Annotated in this window: 20 protein-coding genes; 17 read left to right on the top strand and 3 right to left on the bottom strand. The window is 71.2% G+C overall.

All coding sequences use genetic code 11. From position 1 onward, the window contains the following. Window positions 1–2 precede the first annotated feature (2 nt). Complete coding sequence (gene nadC / locus ACJ512_RS12615; protein WP_407688796.1) at window positions 3–857, top strand: carboxylating nicotinate-nucleotide diphosphorylase; 855 nt, start codon at window positions 3–5, stop codon at window positions 855–857. A 98-nt stretch (window positions 858–955) separates the two neighbouring features. On the opposite strand, the gene ACJ512_RS12620 is transcribed toward nadC, so the two are convergent. Beyond that, entirely contained in the window at window positions 956–1,378 is a 423-nt protein-coding gene (locus ACJ512_RS12620; protein ID WP_407688786.1) for a nitroreductase family deazaflavin-dependent oxidoreductase, read from the bottom strand. A 103-nt stretch (window positions 1,379–1,481) separates the two neighbouring features. On the opposite strand from ACJ512_RS12620, the gene hisD reads away from it, so the two are divergent. The 8 genes from hisD to hisI all read left to right on the top strand — a co-directional run bounded on the left by hisD (window position 1,482) and on the right by hisI (window position 7,951). After that, window positions 1,482–2,798, top strand: coding sequence for a histidinol dehydrogenase (gene hisD, locus ACJ512_RS12625; RefSeq protein WP_407688797.1), 1,317 nt, complete (start codon window positions 1,482–1,484; stop codon window positions 2,796–2,798). Beyond that, window positions 2,795–3,931, top strand: coding sequence for a histidinol-phosphate transaminase (locus ACJ512_RS12630; protein WP_407688787.1), 1,137 nt, complete (start codon window positions 2,795–2,797; stop codon window positions 3,929–3,931). Before hisD ends, ACJ512_RS12630 begins: the two co-directional genes overlap by 4 nt. Beyond that, window positions 3,928–4,560: an imidazoleglycerol-phosphate dehydratase HisB gene (gene hisB, locus ACJ512_RS12635; protein WP_407688788.1), complete on the top strand. Its 633-nt coding sequence runs from the start codon at window positions 3,928–3,930 to the stop codon at window positions 4,558–4,560. Before ACJ512_RS12630 ends, hisB begins: the two co-directional genes overlap by 4 nt. Continuing rightward, window positions 4,557–5,189, top strand: coding sequence for an imidazole glycerol phosphate synthase subunit HisH (gene hisH / locus ACJ512_RS12640; RefSeq protein WP_407688789.1), 633 nt, complete (start codon window positions 4,557–4,559; stop codon window positions 5,187–5,189). The genes hisB and hisH overlap by 4 nt, the downstream gene beginning before the upstream one ends. An 82-nt stretch (window positions 5,190–5,271) precedes the next feature. Next, a complete protein-coding gene (gene priA / locus ACJ512_RS12645; protein WP_407688790.1) occupies window positions 5,272–6,003 on the top strand; it encodes a bifunctional 1-(5-phosphoribosyl)-5-((5-phosphoribosylamino)methylideneamino)imidazole-4-carboxamide isomerase/phosphoribosylanthranilate isomerase PriA in 732 nt (243 codons plus the stop codon). A 7-nt stretch (window positions 6,004–6,010) separates the two neighbouring features. Next, window positions 6,011–6,811 (top strand): inositol monophosphatase family protein, encoded by an 801-nt coding sequence (locus tag ACJ512_RS12650; protein ID WP_407688791.1) that lies wholly within the window; start codon window positions 6,011–6,013, stop codon window positions 6,809–6,811. 1 nt (window position 6,812) lies between these two features. Further along, window positions 6,813–7,607 carry an imidazole glycerol phosphate synthase subunit HisF gene (gene hisF / locus ACJ512_RS12655; protein ID WP_407688792.1) on the top strand — a complete coding sequence of 265 codons (795 nt, stop codon included), beginning with the start codon at window positions 6,813–6,815 and terminating at the stop codon, window positions 7,605–7,607. Then, window positions 7,604–7,951, top strand: a complete 348-nt coding sequence (hisI, locus tag ACJ512_RS12660; RefSeq protein ID WP_407688793.1) for a phosphoribosyl-AMP cyclohydrolase — start codon at window positions 7,604–7,606, stop codon at window positions 7,949–7,951. The genes hisF and hisI overlap by 4 nt, the downstream gene beginning before the upstream one ends. On the opposite strand, the gene ACJ512_RS12665 is transcribed toward hisI, so the two are convergent. Further along, the gene (locus tag ACJ512_RS12665; RefSeq protein ID WP_461480070.1) at window positions 7,948–9,480 is read right to left on the bottom strand and encodes a serine/threonine-protein kinase; all 1,533 of its coding nucleotides are present in this window, start codon (window positions 9,478–9,480) and stop codon (window positions 7,948–7,950) included. The two genes, hisI and ACJ512_RS12665, sit on opposite strands and share 4 nt — an antisense overlap. Window positions 9,481–9,564: 84 nt before the next feature. On the opposite strand from ACJ512_RS12665, the gene ACJ512_RS12670 reads away from it, so the two are divergent. Both ACJ512_RS12670 and ACJ512_RS12675 read left to right on the top strand, forming a co-directional pair. Continuing rightward, window positions 9,565–10,170 (top strand): class I SAM-dependent methyltransferase, encoded by a 606-nt coding sequence (locus ACJ512_RS12670; RefSeq protein WP_407688060.1) that lies wholly within the window; start codon window positions 9,565–9,567, stop codon window positions 10,168–10,170. 47 nt (window positions 10,171–10,217) lie between these two features. After that, complete coding sequence (locus ACJ512_RS12675) at window positions 10,218–11,309, top strand: calcium:cation antiporter (RefSeq protein ID WP_407688059.1); 1,092 nt, start codon at window positions 10,218–10,220, stop codon at window positions 11,307–11,309. A 71-nt stretch (window positions 11,310–11,380) separates the two neighbouring features. Here the strand turns inward: ACJ512_RS12675 and ACJ512_RS12680 are convergent, their stop codons facing one another. Next, window positions 11,381–11,845, bottom strand: a complete 465-nt coding sequence (locus ACJ512_RS12680) for a peroxiredoxin (RefSeq protein ID WP_407688058.1) — start codon at window positions 11,843–11,845, stop codon at window positions 11,381–11,383. Window positions 11,846–11,955: 110 nt separating this feature from the next. On the opposite strand from ACJ512_RS12680, the gene ACJ512_RS12685 reads away from it, so the two are divergent. The 6 genes from ACJ512_RS12685 to ACJ512_RS12710 all read left to right on the top strand — a co-directional run bounded on the left by ACJ512_RS12685 (window position 11,956) and on the right by ACJ512_RS12710 (window position 18,563). Next, window positions 11,956–13,485, top strand: coding sequence for an anthranilate synthase component I (locus ACJ512_RS12685; protein WP_407688057.1), 1,530 nt, complete (start codon window positions 11,956–11,958; stop codon window positions 13,483–13,485). After that, window positions 13,482–14,150: a TIGR02234 family membrane protein gene (locus tag ACJ512_RS12690; protein ID WP_407688056.1), complete on the top strand. Its 669-nt coding sequence runs from the start codon at window positions 13,482–13,484 to the stop codon at window positions 14,148–14,150. Before ACJ512_RS12685 ends, ACJ512_RS12690 begins: the two co-directional genes overlap by 4 nt. A 100-nt stretch (window positions 14,151–14,250) precedes the next feature. Beyond that, on the top strand, window positions 14,251–15,069 hold the full coding sequence (trpC, locus tag ACJ512_RS12695; RefSeq protein ID WP_407688055.1) for an indole-3-glycerol phosphate synthase TrpC: 819 nt from the start codon (window positions 14,251–14,253) through the stop codon (window positions 15,067–15,069). Between the two features lie 43 nt (window positions 15,070–15,112). Next, window positions 15,113–16,375, top strand: coding sequence for a tryptophan synthase subunit beta (gene trpB, locus ACJ512_RS12700; protein WP_407688054.1), 1,263 nt, complete (start codon window positions 15,113–15,115; stop codon window positions 16,373–16,375). Further along, the gene (gene trpA, locus ACJ512_RS12705) at window positions 16,372–17,184 is read left to right on the top strand and encodes a tryptophan synthase subunit alpha (protein ID WP_407688053.1); all 813 of its coding nucleotides are present in this window, start codon (window positions 16,372–16,374) and stop codon (window positions 17,182–17,184) included. Before trpB ends, trpA begins: the two co-directional genes overlap by 4 nt. Continuing rightward, window positions 17,181–18,563, top strand: coding sequence for a prolipoprotein diacylglyceryl transferase (locus ACJ512_RS12710; protein WP_407688052.1), 1,383 nt, complete (start codon window positions 17,181–17,183; stop codon window positions 18,561–18,563). The genes trpA and ACJ512_RS12710 overlap by 4 nt, the downstream gene beginning before the upstream one ends. Window positions 18,564–18,763: the final 200 nt, after the last annotated feature.

Consider the following 18,763-nt stretch of genomic DNA (forward strand, 5'->3'; position numbering starts at 1 on the left):
CGATGTTGTCCGACGCCGAACGGGCCGCCGCCCTGGACACCATCCGGCGCGGTCTCGACGAGGATCTGTGCTACGGGCCCGACGTGACCACGCTGGCGACGGTTCCCGGTGACGCGGCGGCCACCGCGTCGATGGTGCCCCGCGAGCCCGGCGTGGTCGCCGGGGTGGACGTCGCGTTGCTGGTGCTCGACGAGGTGCTCGGCGCCGGCGGCTATGAGGTGGTGCACCGCGTCGAGGACGGGGCCCGCCTGCAGCCGGGGGAGGCGCTGCTGACCGTGCGGGCGCCCACCCGTGGGCTGCTGACCGCGGAGCGCACCATGCTCAACCTGATCTGCCACCTCTCGGGGATCGCCACCGCGACCGCGGCCTGGGTGGTGGCCGTGGAGGGCACCAAGGCCAAGGTCCGCGACACCCGCAAAACCCTGCCCGGCCTGCGGCTGCTGCAGAAATACGCGGTGCGCGTCGGTGGGGGCGTCAACCACCGGCTCGGGCTCGGCGACGCCGCGTTGATCAAGGACAACCACGTGGTGGCCGCCGGGTCGGTGGTCGAGGCGCTGCGCGCGGTGCGCGAGGCGGCCCCCGACCTGCCCTGCGAGGTCGAAGTCGACTCCCTCGAGCAACTGGACGCGGTGCTGGCCGAGAAGCCCGAGCTGGTCCTGCTGGACAACTTCGCGGTGTGGCAGACGCAGATCGCCGTGCAGCGCCGCGACACCCGCGCACCGACGGTGCTGCTGGAGTCGTCGGGTGGGCTCGGCCTCGACACGGCGGCGACCTACGCCGCCACCGGCGTGGACTACCTGGCCGTCGGGGCGCTCACCCATTCGGTGCGCGTGCTCGACATCGGCCTGGACATGTGATGCCCGCGCCCGGCCCTGCCGCGACACATAAACCACGCACACGACACGCCGATGCGCCGGGCGCTGGTTTATGTCTCGACGCGCGGAACGCCCCGGCCTCAGGCGATATCGGCGACGAACACCCCGATGCGCCGCAATTGCATGCGCGCCATCCGCGGTAGCGCGTCGGCCTCGGGCCCCTCGTAACCGGCCGGCAGAATGCGCGTATTGGTGAGGTGCACCACCCGGTTGCGGCTGAACTGCACGTCGGCCTCGCCGGCGGCCAGCACGTTCTTGACCCAGTTGGTCTTGCCGTGGCCCAGAGCGATCGCCAGCACGTGTCCCTTGCGGTAGGGCGTGATGATGGTCTCGTAGGCCTTCCCGGACTTGCGGCCGCGATGGGTGATGGTCGCGGTTCCGGGCAGAAAACGCGCGAACGGCTTGACCGCCGGGTTGAAGTATTTGATCTGGAAGCGCTCGAACCAGGGAGGGAACACCATCGGGACGCCCGGCGCGTTGTTGGGGTGATCCTTTGCGGCCATGACGGCTCCCTTTCCAATGCGGTGTCTACGGGCACTGTACCGGCCGGATAACGACTTGAGTTGCTCTGGGACAATGGAGGCGATGAGTACCCCTTCAGCCCCCGTGATCGCCCGCATCGACCTGCGGGGCACGGAGTTGACGGCTGCCCGGCTGCGGGCGGCGCTGCCGCGCGGGGGCGCCGATGTGGAAAGCGTCCTGCCGAAGGTGCGCCCGATCGTGGCCGCCGTCGCCGAGCGCGGTGCCGCGGCGGCGCTGGAATTCGGAGAGCAGTTCGATCGCGTGCGGCCTCCCGCGGTCCGCGTGCCCGGCGCCGCGCTGGCCGCGGCGCTGTCCGGGCTGGACCCCCAGGTGCGCGACGCGTTGGCGGTGATGATCGAGCGCACCCGCGCCGTGCACGCCGACCAGCGTCGCGCCGACGTGACGACCACGCTCGGTCCGGGCGCGACGGTCACCGAGCGGTGGGTCCCGGTCGAGCGGGTCGGGCTGTATGTGCCCGGCGGCAACGCGGTGTACCCGTCGAGCGTGGTGATGAACGTGGTGCCCGCGCAGGCTGCCGGCGTCGCGTCGCTGGTGGTGGCCAGCCCCCCGCAGGCCCGTTTTGATGGCCTGCCGCACCCGACGATCCTGGCCGCGGCCGCGCTGCTGGGCGTCGACGAGGTGTGGGCCGTGGGCGGCGCGCAGGCGGTGGCGCTGCTGGCCTACGGCGGCACCGACACCGATGGGGCCGACCTGGCGCCGGTCGACATGATCACCGGGCCCGGCAACATCTACGTCACCGCCGCCAAGCGGCTCTGCCGCTCGCAGGTGGGCATCGACGCCGAGGCCGGACCGACCGAGATCGCCATCCTGGCCGACCACACCGCCGACCCGGCGCACGTGGCCGCCGACCTGATCAGCCAGGCCGAACACGACGAGATGGCCGCCAGCGTGCTGGTGACCCCCAGCGCGGACCTGGCCGACGCCACCGACGCCGAACTGGCCGACCAGCTTCGGACCACGGTGCACCACCAGCGCGTGAGCACCGCACTCGGCGGGCCCCAGTCGGCGATCATCCTGGTCGACGACCTGGACGCCGGGGTCGACGTCGTCAACGCCTACGCCGCCGAGCACCTGGAGATCCAGACCGCCGACGCGGCGGGGGTGGCCGGGCGGATCCGTTCGGCCGGGGCTATTTTCGTGGGCCCGTACGCGCCGGTGAGCCTCGGCGACTACTGCGCGGGATCCAACCACGTGCTGCCGACGGCGGGCAGCGCGCGGCATTCCAGCGGCCTGTCCGTGCAGACCTTCCTGCGCGGCATCCATGTCGTCGACTACACCGAGGCGGCCCTCAAGGACGTGTCCGGGCACGTGGTCACGCTGGCCAAGTCCGAGGACCTGCCTGCCCACGGTGTGGCGGTGCGGCGGAGGTTCGAGCGATGAGCACGCCCGAGAACCCCACCCTCGCGGACCTGCCGCTGCGCGAGGACCTGCGGGGCAAATCCCCTTACGGGGCACCGCAATTGGAGGTGCCGGTGCGTCTCAACACCAACGAGAACCCGCACCCGCCCACCGCGGCGCTCGTCGAGGACGTCACGCGCTCGGTGGGCGCGGCGGCCGCCGAACTGCACCGCTACCCCGACCGCGACGCGGTGGCCCTGCGCCGCGATCTGGCCGGCTACCTCACCGCCCAGACCGGCGCCCGGGTGGGCGTCGAAAATGTCTGGGCGGCGAATGGTTCCAACGAGATTCTGCAGCAGCTGCTGCAGGCCTTCGGCGGGCCGGGGCGCTCCGCGATCGGGTTCGTCCCGTCCTACTCGATGCACCCGATCATCTCCGACGGCACCCAGACCGAATGGATCGAGGCCGCCCGCGCCGACGACTTCAGCCTCGACGTCGATGCCGCGGTCACCGCCATCGTCGAGAACAAGCCCGACGTGGTGTTCGTCGCCAGCCCCAACAACCCTTCGGGGCAGAGCATCTCGCTGCCCGACCTGCGGCGGCTGCTCGACGTGGTGCCGGGCATCCTGATCGTCGACGAGGCCTACGGCGAGTTCTCCGCGCAGCCCAGCGCGGTGACGCTGGTCGGGGAGTACCCGACGCGGCTGGTCGTCACCCGCACCATGAGCAAGGCGTTCGCCTTCGCCGGCGGCAGGCTCGGCTATCTGGTTGCCACTCCGGCGCTGATCGACGCGCTGCTGCTGGTGCGGTTGCCCTACCACCTCTCCTCGGTCACCCAGGCCGCGGCGCGGGCCGCTCTGCGGCACGCCGACGACACCCTGGGCAGCGTCGCCGCGCTGATCGCCGAGCGGGAGCGTGTCACGAAAGCCCTGCGCGACATGGGTTTCCGCGTCATCCCGAGCGACGCGAACTTCGTGCTGTTCGGGGAGTTCGCCGACGCGCCGGCCGCCTGGCAGCGCTACCTGGACGACGGCGTGCTGATCCGCGACGTCGGCATCCGCGGCTATTTGCGCGCCACCACGGGCCTGGCCGAGGAGAACGACGCGTTTCTGCGGTCCAGCGCCCACATCGCCGCCACCGAGCTGGCGCCCGTCACCCCCGTAGGAGCACCGTGACCGCGACTGAAACCGCCGGGAAAACCCGCCGCGCGCGCATCGAGCGTCGTACCCGCGAGTCCGACATCGTCATCGAACTGGACCTCGACGGCACGGGTCAGGTCCACGTCGACACCGGTGTCCCGTTCTACGACCACATGCTCACGGCGCTGGGCAGCCACGCCAGCTTCGACCTGACCGTGCGCAGCAAGGGCGACGTCGAGATCGAGGGGCACCACACCATCGAGGACACCGCGATCGCGCTGGGCCTGGCGCTGCGGGAGGCGCTCGGCGACAAGAAGGGCATCCGCCGCTTCGGGGACGCGTTCATCCCGATGGACGAGACGCTGGCCCACGCCGCGGTCGACGTGTCCGGGCGGGCCTACTGCGTGCACACCGGGGAGCCGGATCACCTGTTGCGCACCACCATCGCGGGCAGCTCGGTGCCATACCACACCGTCGCCAACCGGCACGTGTTCGAGTCGCTGGCCGCCAACGCCCAAATCGCGCTGCACGTCCGGGTCCTCTACGGGCGCGACCCGCACCACATCACCGAGGCGCAGTACAAGGCCGTGGCCCGCGCGTTGCGCCAGGCTGTCGAGCCCGATCCCCGGGTGTCGGGCGTGCCGTCCACCAAAGGCGTTCTGTGACGCCAACTTCCCCGAAGAAATCCGTTGTGGTCCTGGACTACGGCTCGGGCAATCTGCGGTCGGCGCAGCGTGCGCTGCAGCGGGTCGGCGCGTCGGTCGAGGTGACCTCCGACGCCGCGGCCGCCGCTGCCGCCGACGGGCTGGTGGTGCCCGGCGTCGGCGCCTTCGAGGCGTGCATGAACGGCCTGGGCAGAATCGGCGGCCAGAACATCATCGCCGAGCGGGTCGCCGCCGGCCGCCCGGTGCTGGGGGTGTGCGTCGGCATGCAGATCCTGTTCGCCCGAGGCATCGAGTTCGGGGCGCAGACCAAAGGCTGCGGGCAATGGCCGGGGGAGGTCACCCGGCTGCGCGCCCCGGTGATCCCGCACATGGGGTGGAACGTGGTGGACGCCGCGCCGGGCAGCGTGCTGTTCAAGGGCCTGGACGCCGACACCCGGTTCTACTTCGTGCACTCCTACGCCGCGCAGCGCTGGGAGGGTGCGCCGGAGGCGATGCTGACCTGGGCCACCCACCGGGTGCCCTTTCTGGCCGCGGTCGAGGACGGTGCGCTGTCCGCCACCCAGTTTCATCCCGAGAAGAGCGGGGATGCCGGTGCGGTCGTGCTGAGCAATTGGGTCGAGGGGTTGTGAAGCTTTGCGCGAAGGTGCATTCCGCTACGCGAATGCCGAGAAGCCGCGTCGCCAGTTGCACTTTCGGCGCCCAGGAGGAGATGTGCTGATTCTGTTACCCGCCGTCGACGTGGTCGAGGGCCGTGCCGTCCGCCTGGTGCAGGGCAAGGCGGGCAGTGAGACCGAGTACGGTTCGGCGCTGGACGCCGCGCTGACCTGGCAGCGCGACGGCGCCGAATGGATCCACCTGGTGGACCTGGACGCCGCCTTCGGCCGCGGCTCCAACCGCGAGCTGCTCGCCGAGGTGGTCGGCAAGCTCGACGTGCGGGTGGAACTGTCCGGCGGCATCCGCGACGACGACTCCCTGGCCGCGGCGCTGGCCACCGGCTGCGCCCGGGTGAACCTGGGCACCGCGGCGCTGGAGAACCCGCAGTGGTGCGCCCGGGCGATCGCCGAGCACGGCGACAGGGTGGCCGTCGGGCTGGACGTCCAGATCGACGACGGACGGCACCGGCTGCGCGGGCGCGGCTGGGAGACCGACGGCGGCGACCTGTGGGAGGTGCTGGAACGCCTTGACGGCGAAGGCTGTTCGCGCTACGTCGTCACCGACGTCACCAAGGACGGCACGCTGGGCGGGCCCAACCTGGACCTGCTGGCCCGCGTCGCCGAGCGCACCGAAGCCCCGGTGATCGCCTCCGGCGGCGTGTCCAGCCTCGACGACCTGCGCGCGATCGCCACCCTGGCCGGCCGCGGCGTGGAGGGCGCCATCGTGGGCAAGGCCCTCTACGCCGGGCGGTTCACCCTGCCGCAGGCGCTGGCCGCGGTGCGGGCATAGGGTCGCGATGGACCTCCACGCGTTGGTCGCCCAGGCGTCGGTGATCCTCGACGCCGTCGTGCCCCGGTTCCTGGACGGCCACCGGGCCGACTCGGCGGTCGCCAAGAAGGGCAACGACTTCGCCACCGAGATCGACCTGGCGATCGAGCGGCAGGTGGTCGCCGCCCTGGTCGAGGCCACCGGGATCGGCGTGCACGGCGAGGAGTTCGGCGGCGCCGACCTCGACGAGCCGTGGGTGTGGGTGCTGGACCCGATCGACGGCACCTTCAACTACGCCGCGGGGTCACCGATGGCCGCGATCCTGCTGGCCCTGCTGCACGACGGGGACCCGGTCGCGGGCCTGACCTGGCTGCCGTTCGTCGACGAGCGCTACACCGCCGTCGCCGGGGGCCCGTTGCTGAAAAACGGTGTGCCGCAGCCGCCGCTGGCCGACACCAAACTGGCCGACAGCCTGGTCGGGGTCGGCACGTTCAGCGCCGACGCGCGGGGCCGCTTCCCCGGACGGTATCGGATGGCCGTGCTGGAAAACCTCAGCCGGGTGTCGTCGCGGCTGCGCATGCACGGCTCCACCGGCATCGACCTCGTCTACGTCGCCGACGGGATCTTGGGTGGGGCTATCAGTTTCGGAGACCACATCTGGGACCACGCCGCCGGGGTGGCGCTGGTGCGGGCCGCCGGCGGCATCGTCACCAACCTCGCCGGTGAGGAGTGGACACCCGCCGCGCGGTCGGCGCTGGCCGCGGCGCCCGGCGTGCACGGCGAGATCCTCGAACTGCTGCGCGCTACCGGCGCACCCGAGGACTACTGAGATGGGTCCGTCAACGTCCGCCAACGGCCTTGCCGTGCGCGTGATCCCGTGCCTGGATGTCGACGCCGGGCGCGTCGTCAAGGGCGTCAACTTCGAGAACCTGCGCGACGCCGGCGATCCCGTGGAGCTGGCGGCCGCCTACGACGCCGAAGGCGCCGACGAGCTGACCTTCCTGGACGTGACCGCGTCGTCGTCGGGCAGGGCGACGATGCTCGACGTGGTGCGCCGCACCGCCGAGCAGGTGTTCATCCCGCTGACCGTCGGCGGCGGGGTGCGCACGGTCGAAGACGTCGACACCCTGCTGCGCGCGGGGGCCGACAAGGTCTCGGTCAACACCGCCGCGATCGCCCGGCCCGACCTGCTGGCAGAGATGGCGCGCCGGTTCGGCTCGCAGTGCATCGTGTTGTCGGTCGACGCGCGCACGGTGCCGCCGGGGTCGGTGCCCACCCCGTCGGGCTGGGAGGTCACCACCCACGGGGGCCGCCGCGGCACCGGCATCGACGCCGTCGAGTGGGCGTCCCGCGGGGCCGACCTGGGCGTGGGGGAGATCCTGCTGAACTCGATGGACGCCGACGGCACCAAGGCCGGGTTCGACCTGGCGATGCTGCGCGCGGTGCGCTCGGCGGTCACGGTGCCGGTAATCGCCAGTGGCGGCGCCGGCGCGGCCGAGCATTTCGCACCCGCGGTCGCGGCCGGTGCGGATGCGGTGTTGGCGGCCAGCGTCTTTCACTTCCGCGAGCTCACGATCGGGCAGGTCAAAGCGGCCATGGCCGCAGCGGGGCTGGTCGTGCGATGACGCTGGACCCGGACATCGCCGCACGCCTGAAACGCAACGCCGAGGGCCTGTTCACCGCCGTCGTGCAGGAGCGGGGCAGCGGCGACGTGCTGATGGTCGCCTGGATGGACGACGCGGCGCTGGCGCGCACCCTGGAAACCCGTGAGGCGACCTACTATTCGCGCTCCCGCGCCCAGCAGTGGGTCAAGGGCGCGACCTCGGGCCACACCCAGCACGTGCATTCGGTGCGGCTGGACTGCGACGGTGACGCCGTGTTGCTGACGGTCGACCAGGTGGGCGGCGCCTGCCACACCGGCGACCACAGTTGTTTCGACGCCGACCTGCTGCTGGGGCCCGAGGGCTAACCCGGCACTCCCTCGAGTCCGTTGGCCGCGGCGATCGCGGCGCGGGCCCACTCGCGGTGGTAGACGGCCGGCCCGATGCGGTCGCGGCGGATCTTCTCGACGTCGATGGCCGTTCCGTTGGCCAGCGCACCGGGCACCCGGAACGAATACGACGGCTCGTCGGTGGCGATGGCCAGCAGGGCGTCGCTGTCGCCCAACCCGTTGGCGCGCACCGCGTTCTCGGCCCACCGGAACGACCGCAGGCCGCCGAAGTCCTTGACGTACACCACCCACAGCCGGGTGTCGCGGTCGTTGTAGAGCTTGGTGAGCGCCCGCTCGACCGCCGCGTGCTCGACGGGCCCCAGCACGCCGGATCGATCGGTGATCTGGGTGGACAGCGTGATCGTCGGCGCCGCCGACGGGACCGCCGTCGGCGGGGGTGCCGCGACCGCGCCGCCGAGCGGCGCCGCCGCCGCCGGGGGCGAGGGGGTGCCGGCGGCCGGCGGGCGGGACTTGCCGCCCAGCAGGTGGATGCCGACGACCGCGGCCACCCCGACCAGCGCGACGGCGACCAGCGCCGCGACCACCGTGACCGGGCCCGGGCGGCCGCCGCGGGCTTTCGGCGCGGGCTCGGGCGGGCGCGCGATCACCTGCGTCGGCGCGACGCCGGCGTCGGCGCGGCCTGTCACCGGGGCCGGGGCGGTGGCCGGCTGGCCGGCCAGTGCCGCCGCGAACTCCCCGCAGGTGGCGAAGCGCTCGTCGGGGCTCTTGGCCATCGCCCTGGCGATGACCGCGTCGAGCCCGGCCAGCGCCGGGTGCCGGTCGCTGAGGCGGGGCGGCGGCGTCGACAGGTGATGCCCGATCACCACCGCCGGGTTGGAGTGCGCGAACGGCGCGGACCCGGCGAGCAGGTTGAACGCGGTGCAGCCGAGCGCGTACTGATCGGCGCGCGGGTCGAGGTCGGCGCCGCGCAGCTGCTCGGGCGCACAGTAGGCGGTCGTGCCCACCAGCATGTTCGTCGCGGTCAGCCCGCTGATCTCGCCGAGTTCGCGCGCGATGCCGAAATCGCCGAGCAGGATGCGCCGGCGCGGGCCCGCGGTGCCCAGCAGGATGTTGGCGGGTTTGACGTCGCGATGCAGCAGGCCGCGGGAGTGGGCGTAGTCGAGCGCATCGGCGACAGCCGAGATGATCTGCACTACATCGGCTTTCGGCATCCCGGACGGATAGTCGCCGCGCAGCAGCTGCGCGGCGTCGGTGCCCTCGACGTAGTCCATCGAGATCCACAACTGCCCTTCGTGTTCGCCGCGGTCGTGGATGCCGACGATGTGCTCGTGGTAGAGGCCGGCGGCCAGGTCGGCCTCCCGGTTGAAGCGCTGCCGGAACTCCAGGTTGTCGGTCAGGTCGCCGGGCAGGATCTTCAGGGCGTCGCGGCGGGGCAATCGGGGGTGCTGCGCCAGATACACCTGACCCATCCCGCCGGCACCCAGGCGCCGAACGATGGTGTACCCGGCGAACACGTCCCCTTCGGCAAGGCCGTCGCTGTTCGGCATGTGAGCATGCTACTGAGGCGGTGACCGCGGCAACGGGCATTCGCACACCGGGTCCGTGTTGCGGCAATGGCCGACAATGGTCGCATGGGCGAGCAAAGTCTCTGGATGCAGAAGGTCGCGGCGAACCCCGAACACTCGCACTGGTATGTGGAGCGTTTCCGTTCCATGGCCCGCGCCGGTGAGGACCTGGCCGGCGAGGCCCGGTTCGTCGATGCGATGGTGCCCCGCGGCGCCCGCATCCTGGACGCCGGGTGCGGGCCCGGGCGACTCGGCGGGTACCTGGCCGCGGCCGGCCATCACGTCGTCGGCGTCGACGTGGACGCGGTGCTGATCGCGGCGGCCGAGCAGGATCATCCCGGACCCCGCTATCTCGTCGGCGACCTCGCCGAACTCGACCTGCCCGCGCGCGGCATCGCCGAGCCGTTCGACGTCATCGTCATGGCCGGCAACGTCATGGCGTTCCTTGCCCCCACCACCCGGGGCCGGGTGCTGAGCCGGGTGCGTGCCCACCTCGGGCGCGACGGCCGCGCGGTGATCGGCTTCGGCGCCGGGCGCGACTACGCGTTCGGCCAGTTTCTCGACGACGCGGCGGCCGCCGGCCTGGCGCCCGACCTGTTGCTGTCCACCTGGGATCTGCGGCCCTTCGCCGAAGACTCGGAGTTCCTCGTCGCGGTCCTGCGGCCGGCATAGGCGATGTCGCGCGCATTCCCGGGCAACTTCGATGACAATGACGGGCGATGGCGAAACGCGTGTCGTGGACGGTGGCCGTTCCCCTGTTCGCCGTCGTCGCGTTCGCGCTGAGTTGGGGCGAGGACGTCGGGCCGGCACTGGCCCTGCTGCTGGCGGTGTTCCTGATCGGTGCCGTGCTGGCCGCCGTGCACCACGCGGAGGTGGTCGCGCACCGGGTCGGCGAGCCGTTCGGGTCGCTGGTGCTGGCCACGGCGGTGACGACGATCGAGCTGGCGCTGATCGTCACGCTCATGGCCTCCGGCGGGCACGAGAGCTCGACGCTGGCCCGCGACACCGTGTTCGCCGCGTTGATGATCACCACGAACGGGATCGCGGGCCTGTCGCTGTTGCTCGGTTCGCACCGTTACGGCGTGACCCTGTTCCACGCCGAGGGCAGCGGCGCGGCGCTGGCCACGCTCACCACGCTGGCCACGCTGAGCCTGGCGCTGCCCTCGTTCACCACGACCCAGGGCAAACAGGAGTTCTCGCCGGGTCAGCTGGCGTTCGCCGCGGTCGCCTCGCTGGGGCTCTACCTGCTGTTCGTCTTCACGCAGAACGTGCGGCACCGGGACTTCTTCCTGCCGGTCACGCAGAAGGGCCAGAAGAGCTTCTTCGAGGACGAGAGCCACGCCGAGCCGCCGAGCACCGCCGCCGCGCTGCGCAGCCTGGGTCTGTTGCTGGTGGCGCTGGTCGCGGTGGTGGGGCTGGCCGAGGAGGAGTCGCCGACGATCGAACACCTGGTATCGGCGGCCGGTTTCCCGCAGTCGTTCGTCGGGGTGGTGATCGCCGCGCTGGTGCTGCTTCCCGAGACGCTCGCGGCGGCGCGGGCGGCGCGGCAGGGCCGCATCCAGACCAGCCTGAACCTGGCCTACGGCTCGGCGCTGGCCAGCATCGGGCTCACGATCCCGGCCATCGCGCTGGCCTCGATCTGGTTCGAGGGTCCGCTGCTGCTGGGCCTGGGCGCCACCCAGCTGGTGCTGTTCGCGCTGACCGTGGTGATCAGCGTGCTCACCGTGGTGCCCGGGCGGGCCACCCGGCTGCAGGGCGAGGTGCACCTGGTGCTGCTGGCCGCCTACGTGCTCCTGTCGGTCATCCCCTGACGGAGTGGCGCGAGCAGACGCAGAATCGCACTCCGCCCGGCGTTTTTGTGCGACTCTGCGTCTGCTCGCGCCTAAGAAGCGGAGCGCGCCCGCAGCGTCTGCAGCGCCTTGTCGGCGTGGCTGTCCATGCTGAACTCGCTGGCGATCACGTCGAGCACCGTGCGATCGGTGTCGATGACGAACGTGGTGCGTTTGACCGGCATCAGCTTGCCCAGCAGGCCGCGCTTGACGCCGAACTGCGCGGCCACCGTTCCGGCGCTGTCCGACAGCAGCGGATAGTCGAACTTCTGCATTTCGGCGAACTTGGCCTGCTTGTGGACGGGGTCGGCGCTGATGCCGACGCGGACCGCCCCGACCGCGGTGAATTCGGCGGCCAGGTCGCGGAAGTGGCAGGCTTCCTTGGTGCAGCCCGGCGTCATCGCGGCGGGGTAGAAGAACAGGACCACCGGTCCGTCGGCAAGCAGGGCGCTCAGTTTGCGCGGCGTTCCCGTCTGGTCGGGAAGTTCGAAGTCGGCCACGGTTTCACCAGGTTTCATGGCCGTCACGCTACCGCCCGCGAGCGTGACCACACGGCGGAAAATCGGGCCGCAGATCGCCGTGGTGTCACGCCCGCGGACCGCGGCCACCCATCTGGGAGGATGGTTCGGTGCACGACCATTTCGCCGCCACCACCTCACGGGAGGACTTCCGCCGGCTGGCGGCAGAACACCGCGTCGTTCCGGTGACCCGCAAGGTGCTGGCCGACAGCGAGACGCCCCTGTCGGCCTACCGCAAACTCGCCGCCAACCGCCCGGGCACCTTCCTGCTGGAATCCGCCGAGAACGGGCGGTCCTGGTCGCGGTGGTCGTTCATCGGCGCGGGGGCGCCGTCGGCGCTGACCGTGCGCGACGGCCAGGCGGTGTGGCTGGGCGCCGCGCCGCAGGACGCGCCCACCGGCGGCGACCCACTGCGGGCGCTGCGGGCCACGCTCGAGTTGCTGGCCACCGCCGCGCTGCCCGGGCTGCCGCCGCTGTCGGGCGGGATGGTCGGCTTCTTCGCCTACGACCTGGTGCGGCGCCTGGAACGGCTGCCCGAGTTGGCCGCCGACGACCTGCACCTGCCCGACTTGCTGCTGCTTTTGGCCACCGATGTGGCCGCGGTCGACCACCACGAGGGCACCATCACCCTGATCGCCAACGCGGTGAACTGGAACGCCACCGACGAGCACGTCGACGAGGCCTACGACGACGCGGTCGCGCGGCTCGACGTGATGACGACGGCGCTGGGTCAGGCGCTGCCGTCGACGGTCGCCACGTTCGGCAGGCCCGAACCGCGGTTCCGCGCGCAGCGCACCGTCGAGGAGTACGGCAAGATCGTCGATTACCTCGTCGAGCAGATCGCGGCCGGTGAGGCCTTCCAGGTGGTGCCCTCCCAGCGCTTCGAGATGGACACCGGCGTCGATCCGATCGACGTCTACCGGATGCTGCGGGCCACCAATCCCAGCCCCTACATGTACCTGCTGCACGTGCCGAACAGCGATGGCGCAACCGACTTTTCGATCGTCGGATCCAGCCCCGAAGCGTTGGTCACCGTCGCCGACGGCTGGGCGACCACGCATCCGATCGCCGGGACGCGGTGGCGGGGCAACAACGAGGAAGAGGATCAGCTACTGGAAAAGGAGTTGCTGGCCGACGACAAGGAACGCGCCGAGCACCTGATGCTGGTCGACCTCGGCCGCAACGACCTCGGCCGCGTGTGCACCCCGGGCACCGTGCGCGTCGAGGACTACAGCCACATCGAGCGCTACAGCCACGTGATGCACCTGGTGTCGACGGTGACCGGGATGCTCGACGAGCACCGGACCGCGCTGGACGCGGTGACGGCCTGCTTCCCGGCCGGGACGTTGTCGGGGGCGCCGAAGGTGCGGGCGATGGAGCTCATCGAGGAGGTGGAGAAGACGCGCCGCGGCCTCTACGGCGGGGTGGTCGGCTACCTCGACTTCGCCGGCAACGCCGACTTCGCGATCGCCATCCGCACCGCGCTGATGCGCGACGGCACCGCCTACGTGCAGGCCGGCGGCGGGGTGGTGGCCGACTCCAATGGGCCCTACGAGTACACCGAGGCGTCCAACAAGGCGCGCGCGGTGCTGAACGCGATCGCCGCCGCCGAGACGCTGACCGCCCCGGATCCGACGTGACCGGTGACCGGCGGGCCCGGCTGGCGATCCGCAGCGCGCAGGTGCTGCTGGTGGTCGCCGCCGGCGCGCTGTGGGCGGCGTCGCGGCTGCCCTGGGTGACGATCCGCTCGTTCGACGGGCTGGGCCCGCCCAAGCGCGTGACTTTGTCCGGGGCGGCGTGGTCGACGGCCCTGCTGCCGCTGGCGCTGCTGATGCTGGCGGCGGCCGTCGCGGCGCTGGCGGTGCGGGGCTGGGCCCTGCGCGTGCTGGCGGCGCTGCTGGCCGCGGCCAGCCTGGCGGTGGGCTACCTCGGCATCAGCCTGTGGGTCGTCCCGGACGTGGCGGTGCGGGGCGCCGATTTGGCGCACGTCCCCACGATGACGCTGGTGGGAAGCGAGCGGCAGTACGGGGGTGCCGGGGTGGCGGTGGCGGCCGCCGTGTGCACGCTGATCGCCTCCGTTCTGCTGATGCGGGCGGCCGCGGATTCCGGGTCGACCCGTTCGAGCGCAACGAAATACGCGGCACCCGCGACGCGCCGGTCGATTGCACTGCAGGATGGCGCCGGCGGGGCGATGCTGCAGGGGCAGGAGGCGCCGGGAATGTCGGAACGGATGATCTGGGATGCGCTTGACGAGGGCCGCGACCCCACGGAGCGGGCCGACGGCTCGGACAGCGAGGGGCGGTGATGTGCCCCACGTCCAGGGCCGCTACCCTTCATGGACGTCGTCGGAATCGGCTAAGCATCGTTGCGGCTAGCCGGATGGCAGTGGGAAGGAAACGACAGGCATGAGTCCGGCAACTGTGCTCGACTCCATCCTCGAGGGAGTCCGGGCCGACGTTGCCGCGCGCGAAGCCCTGATCGGCCTGTCGGAGATCAAAGCCGCCGCCGCGGCGGCGGCGCCGCCGCTCGACGTGATGGCCGCGCTGCGTCAGCCCGGCATCGGTGTCATCGCGGAGGTGAAGCGCGCCAGTCCGTCGGCGGGCGCGCTGGCGACCATCGCCGATCCGGCGAAGCTGGCCCGGGCTTACGAGGACGGCGGCGCGCGGATCATCAGCGTGCTGACCGAGGAGCGACGCTTCCGCGGCTCGCTCGACGACCTCGACGCCGTGCGGGCCGCCGTCTCGGCGCCGATCCTGCGCAAAGACTTTGTGATTCAGCCGTATCAGATCCACGAGGCCCGCGCCCACGGCGCCGACATGTTGTTGCTCATCGTGGCCGCGCTGGACCAGTCGGCGCTGGTGTCGATGCTGGACCGCATCGAATCCCTGGGGATGACGGCATTGGTGGAGGTGCACACCGAGGAGGAGGCCGACCGGGCGCTGACGGCCGGGGCCAAGGTGATCGGTGTCAACGCCCGCGACCTGACGACGCTGGAGGTGGACCGGGATTGCTTCGCGCGCATCGCACCCGGGCTGCCCAGCAACGTGATCAGGGTGGCCGAGTCCGGTGTGCGCGGTACCGGGGACCTGTTGGCCTACGCCGGGGCGGGCGCCGACGCCGTGTTGGTCGGCGAAGGTCTGGTCAAAAGCGGTGACCCGCGCGCCGCGGTCGCCGACCTGGTCACCGCGGGTACCCATCCGTCCTGTCCGAAACCGGCTCGCTAGTCACGTTGATCGCAATGAGTCGTCCGCGCGTCGAGCCTTGGTGATGGCCGGTCTGCCCCGGCCGGACCTCCCTGTGATGAGTGCGGCCATCTCCGAACCCACCCGGCACGATCCCGACCCGGGCGGGCATTTCGGCGTTTACGGCGGCCGTTACCTGCCCGAGGCGCTGATGGCGGTGATCGAAGAGGTCACCGCCGCCTACGAGAAGGAACGCGTCAACCCCGACTTCCTGGACACCCTGGACGACCTGCAGGAGCACTACACCGGGCGGCCGTCACCGCTCTACGAGGCCACTCGGCTGTCCGAGCACGCCGGCTCGGCGCGCATCTTCCTCAAGCGTGAGGACCTGAACCACACCGGATCCCACAAGATCAACAACGTCCTGGGCCAGGCCCTGCTCGCCCGGAGGATGGGCAAGAGCCGGGTGATCGCCGAAACCGGGGCGGGGCAGCACGGCGTGGCCACGGCCACCGCGTGCGCGCTGCTCGGGCTGGAGTGCGTGATCTACATGGGCGCGGTGGACACCGCGCGGCAGGCGCTCAACGTCGCCCGGATGCGGCTGCTGGGCGCCGAGGTCGTCTCGGTCGAAACCGGTTCCCGGACACTCAAGGACGCCATCAACGAGGCGTTCCGGGACTGGGTCACCAACGCCGACCGAACGTATTACTGCTTCGGCACCGCGGCGGGACCGCATCCGTTCCCGACGATGGTGCGTGACTTCCAGCGGATCGTCGGCATGGAGACGCGCGTGCAGATCCAGCAGCAGGCGGGCCGGTTGCCGGACGCGGTGGTGGCCTGCGTCGGGGGCGGCTCCAACGCGATCGGCATCTTCCACCCGTTCATCGACGACCCCGGTGTGCGACTGATCGGTTACGAGGCGGCCGGTGAGGGAGTCGAGACCGGAAGGCACGCGGCCACTTTCGCCGGCGGTTCGCCCGGGGCGTTTCAGGGATCGTTCTCCTACCTGCTGCAGGACGAGGACGGTCAGACCATCGAATCCCATTCGATCTCGGCGGGTCTGGATTACCCGGGCGTGGGTCCCGAGCACGCGCATCTGAAGGAGACCGGGCGTGCCGAGTACCGGCCCATCACCGACTCCGAGGCGATGGACGCGTTCCGGTTGCTGTGCCGCACGGAAGGCATCATCCCGGCCATCGAATCCGCGCACGCGGTGGCCGGTGCGTTGCAGCTGGGTCACGAGTTGGGTTCGGGGGCCGTCATTGTCGTCAATCTGTCGGGCCGCGGTGACAAGGACGTCGAGACGGCGGCGAAATGGTTCGGCCTCTTGGAGCCCGGCGAGCGATGACCGTGGAACAACGCGAGGCAAGCAGGCTGGGGCCGGTCTTCGACGCGTGCCGCGCGGATGCCCGCGCCGCGCTGATCGGTTACCTGCCCACCGGCTACCCCGACGTGGCGGGGTCCGTGGCCGCGATGCTCGCCTTGGTCGAATCCGGTTGCGACATCATCGAAGTCGGAGTCCCGTATTCGGATCCCGGCATGGACGGCCCGACGATCGCCCGGGCCACCGAGGCCGCGTTACGCGGGGGAGTGCGAGTCCGGGACACGCTGGCGGCGGTCGAATCGATCAGCGGGGCCGGCGGGCACGCCGTGGTGATGACGTACTGGAACCCGGTGGTGCGCTACGGGGTTGACGCGTTCGCGCGCGATCTGGCGTCGGCCGGCGGGTACGGTGTCATCACTCCCGACCTGATTCCCGACGAAGCCGGGCAGTGGATGGCGGCATCCGAGGAGCATCGATTGGATCGCATATTCCTGGTGGCGCCGTCGTCGACACCGGAGCGCCTGGTGAGCACCGTGGAGGCGTCGCGCGGGTTCGTCTACGCGGCCTCGACGATGGGGGTGACCGGGGCGCGCGACGCGGTGTCGCACGCCGCGCCCGAACTGGTCAAGAGGGTGAAAGCGGTGTCGGACATACCCGTCGGTGTCGGACTGGGGGTGCGCTCGCGCGAGCAGGCCGCTCAGATCGGCAGCTACGCCGACGGCGTCATCGTCGGGTCGGCACTGGTGGCGGCGCTGAGCGACGGGCTGCCCGCGTTGCGCGCGCTGACCGGGGAACTCGTCTCCGGTGTCCGGGAGCGGGCGTCCGGTTCATGACGATGCGACCCGAGTTCATCCCCAGCCCACCGCAGGGTGTCTGGCACCTGGGACCGCTGCCGCTGCGCGCCTACGCGTTGTTCATCATCGCCGGCATCGTGGCCGCGCTGCTGATCGGTGATCGGCGCTGGGAGGCCCGCGGCGGCCAGCGCGGGGTGATCTACGACATCGCGCTGTGGGCCGTGCCGTTCGGGTTGGTCGGCGGCAGGCTCTATCACCTGGCCACCGACTGGCGGACCTACTGGGGTCCCGGTGGCGCCGGATCCGGTGCGGCGCTGCGCATCTGGGACGGCGGCCTGGGTATTTGGGGCGCGGTCGCCCTCGGTGGCGTCGGTGCGTGGATCGGTTGCCGCCGCCGCGGGATTCCGTTGCCCGCGTTCGCCGATGCACTCGCCCCCGGGATCGTCCTGGCGCAGGCCATCGGCCGGTTGGGCAACTATTTCAACCAGGAGCTTTACGGCCGGGAGACGACGCTGCCGTGGGGCCTGGAGATCTTCTACCGCCGCGACCCGTCGGGCTACGTCGACACCCATTCGCTCGACGGGGTTTCGACGGGCCAGGTCGCCCTGGTCGTACAGCCGACTTTTCTGTACGAATTGCTCTGGAACCTGCTGGTTTTCGTCGCCCTGATCTATGCGGACCGATGGTTCAGGATGGGCCACGGGCGGCTGTTCGCGCTGTACGTCGCCGGTTACTGCGTCGGCCGCTTCTGCGTCGAGCTGTTGCGTGACGATCCCGCCACCCACATCGCCGGAATCCGGATCAACTCGTTCACCTCGACGTTCGTGTTCATCGGGGCGGTGGTCTACATCATTCTGGCGCCGAAGGGTCGCGAGGATCCCGCCAGCTTGCGCGGCAAGGACTACGTCGCCGAAGAGGCGGAACCAGAAACCGGTCGGACGGAAGAGCTTTCGACCGTCGCGTCGCCCGCGGCGGAAACAGTACCGGCCCCGGTGGGCACGGTCGGCGACGGCGAACCCCCGGACCCGGGGGAGGAGTCCGAGCCCGCCGGGGAGCCCGAAGCCGAGGAGCCCGAAGCTGCGAAGCCCGAAGCCGAGGAGGCCGAAGCCGAGGAGCCCGAAGCCGAGGAGGCCGAAGCCGAGGAGCCTGTAGCCGCGGAGGCCGAAGCCGCGGAGGCCGAAGCCGCGGAGGCCGAAGCCGAGGAGGCCGAAGCCGCGGAGGCCGAAGCCGAGGAGCCCGAAGCCGAGGAGCCCGAAGCCGAGGAGCCCGAAGCCGAGGCGGAAGAGCCGGCTGCCGCAGGCGAAGCCGAGGAACCACCGACCGAAACGCCCGTCGACGCGCCTTCGATCGGCGAGCCCGCCGGGCCAACGGGGCGGAGGTGGGCGCTTCGCTCCCGAAGCCGGCGTTCTGGCCGCTAGAGAAGCCCCCGAAAGGCCCGCAAACTGCCGATTCGCCCGCACCTCAACGGTCCTCGTCGCAGCAGTCACATTCGTCACCGCAGACAGGCGGTGTCCGTTGTGCCCGCCTTCGAGCGACAAACTCCGGGCCGGTTGCGCAGTCGCTGCGAGGCGGGCACAAAGAGTGCCGGCTCGGCCAGGTACTCGTGTGGCGGATGTGG

The organism is Mycobacterium cajalii, assembly GCF_045809005.2.
Taxonomy (GTDB): Bacteria; Actinomycetota; Actinomycetes; order Mycobacteriales; family Mycobacteriaceae; genus Mycobacterium.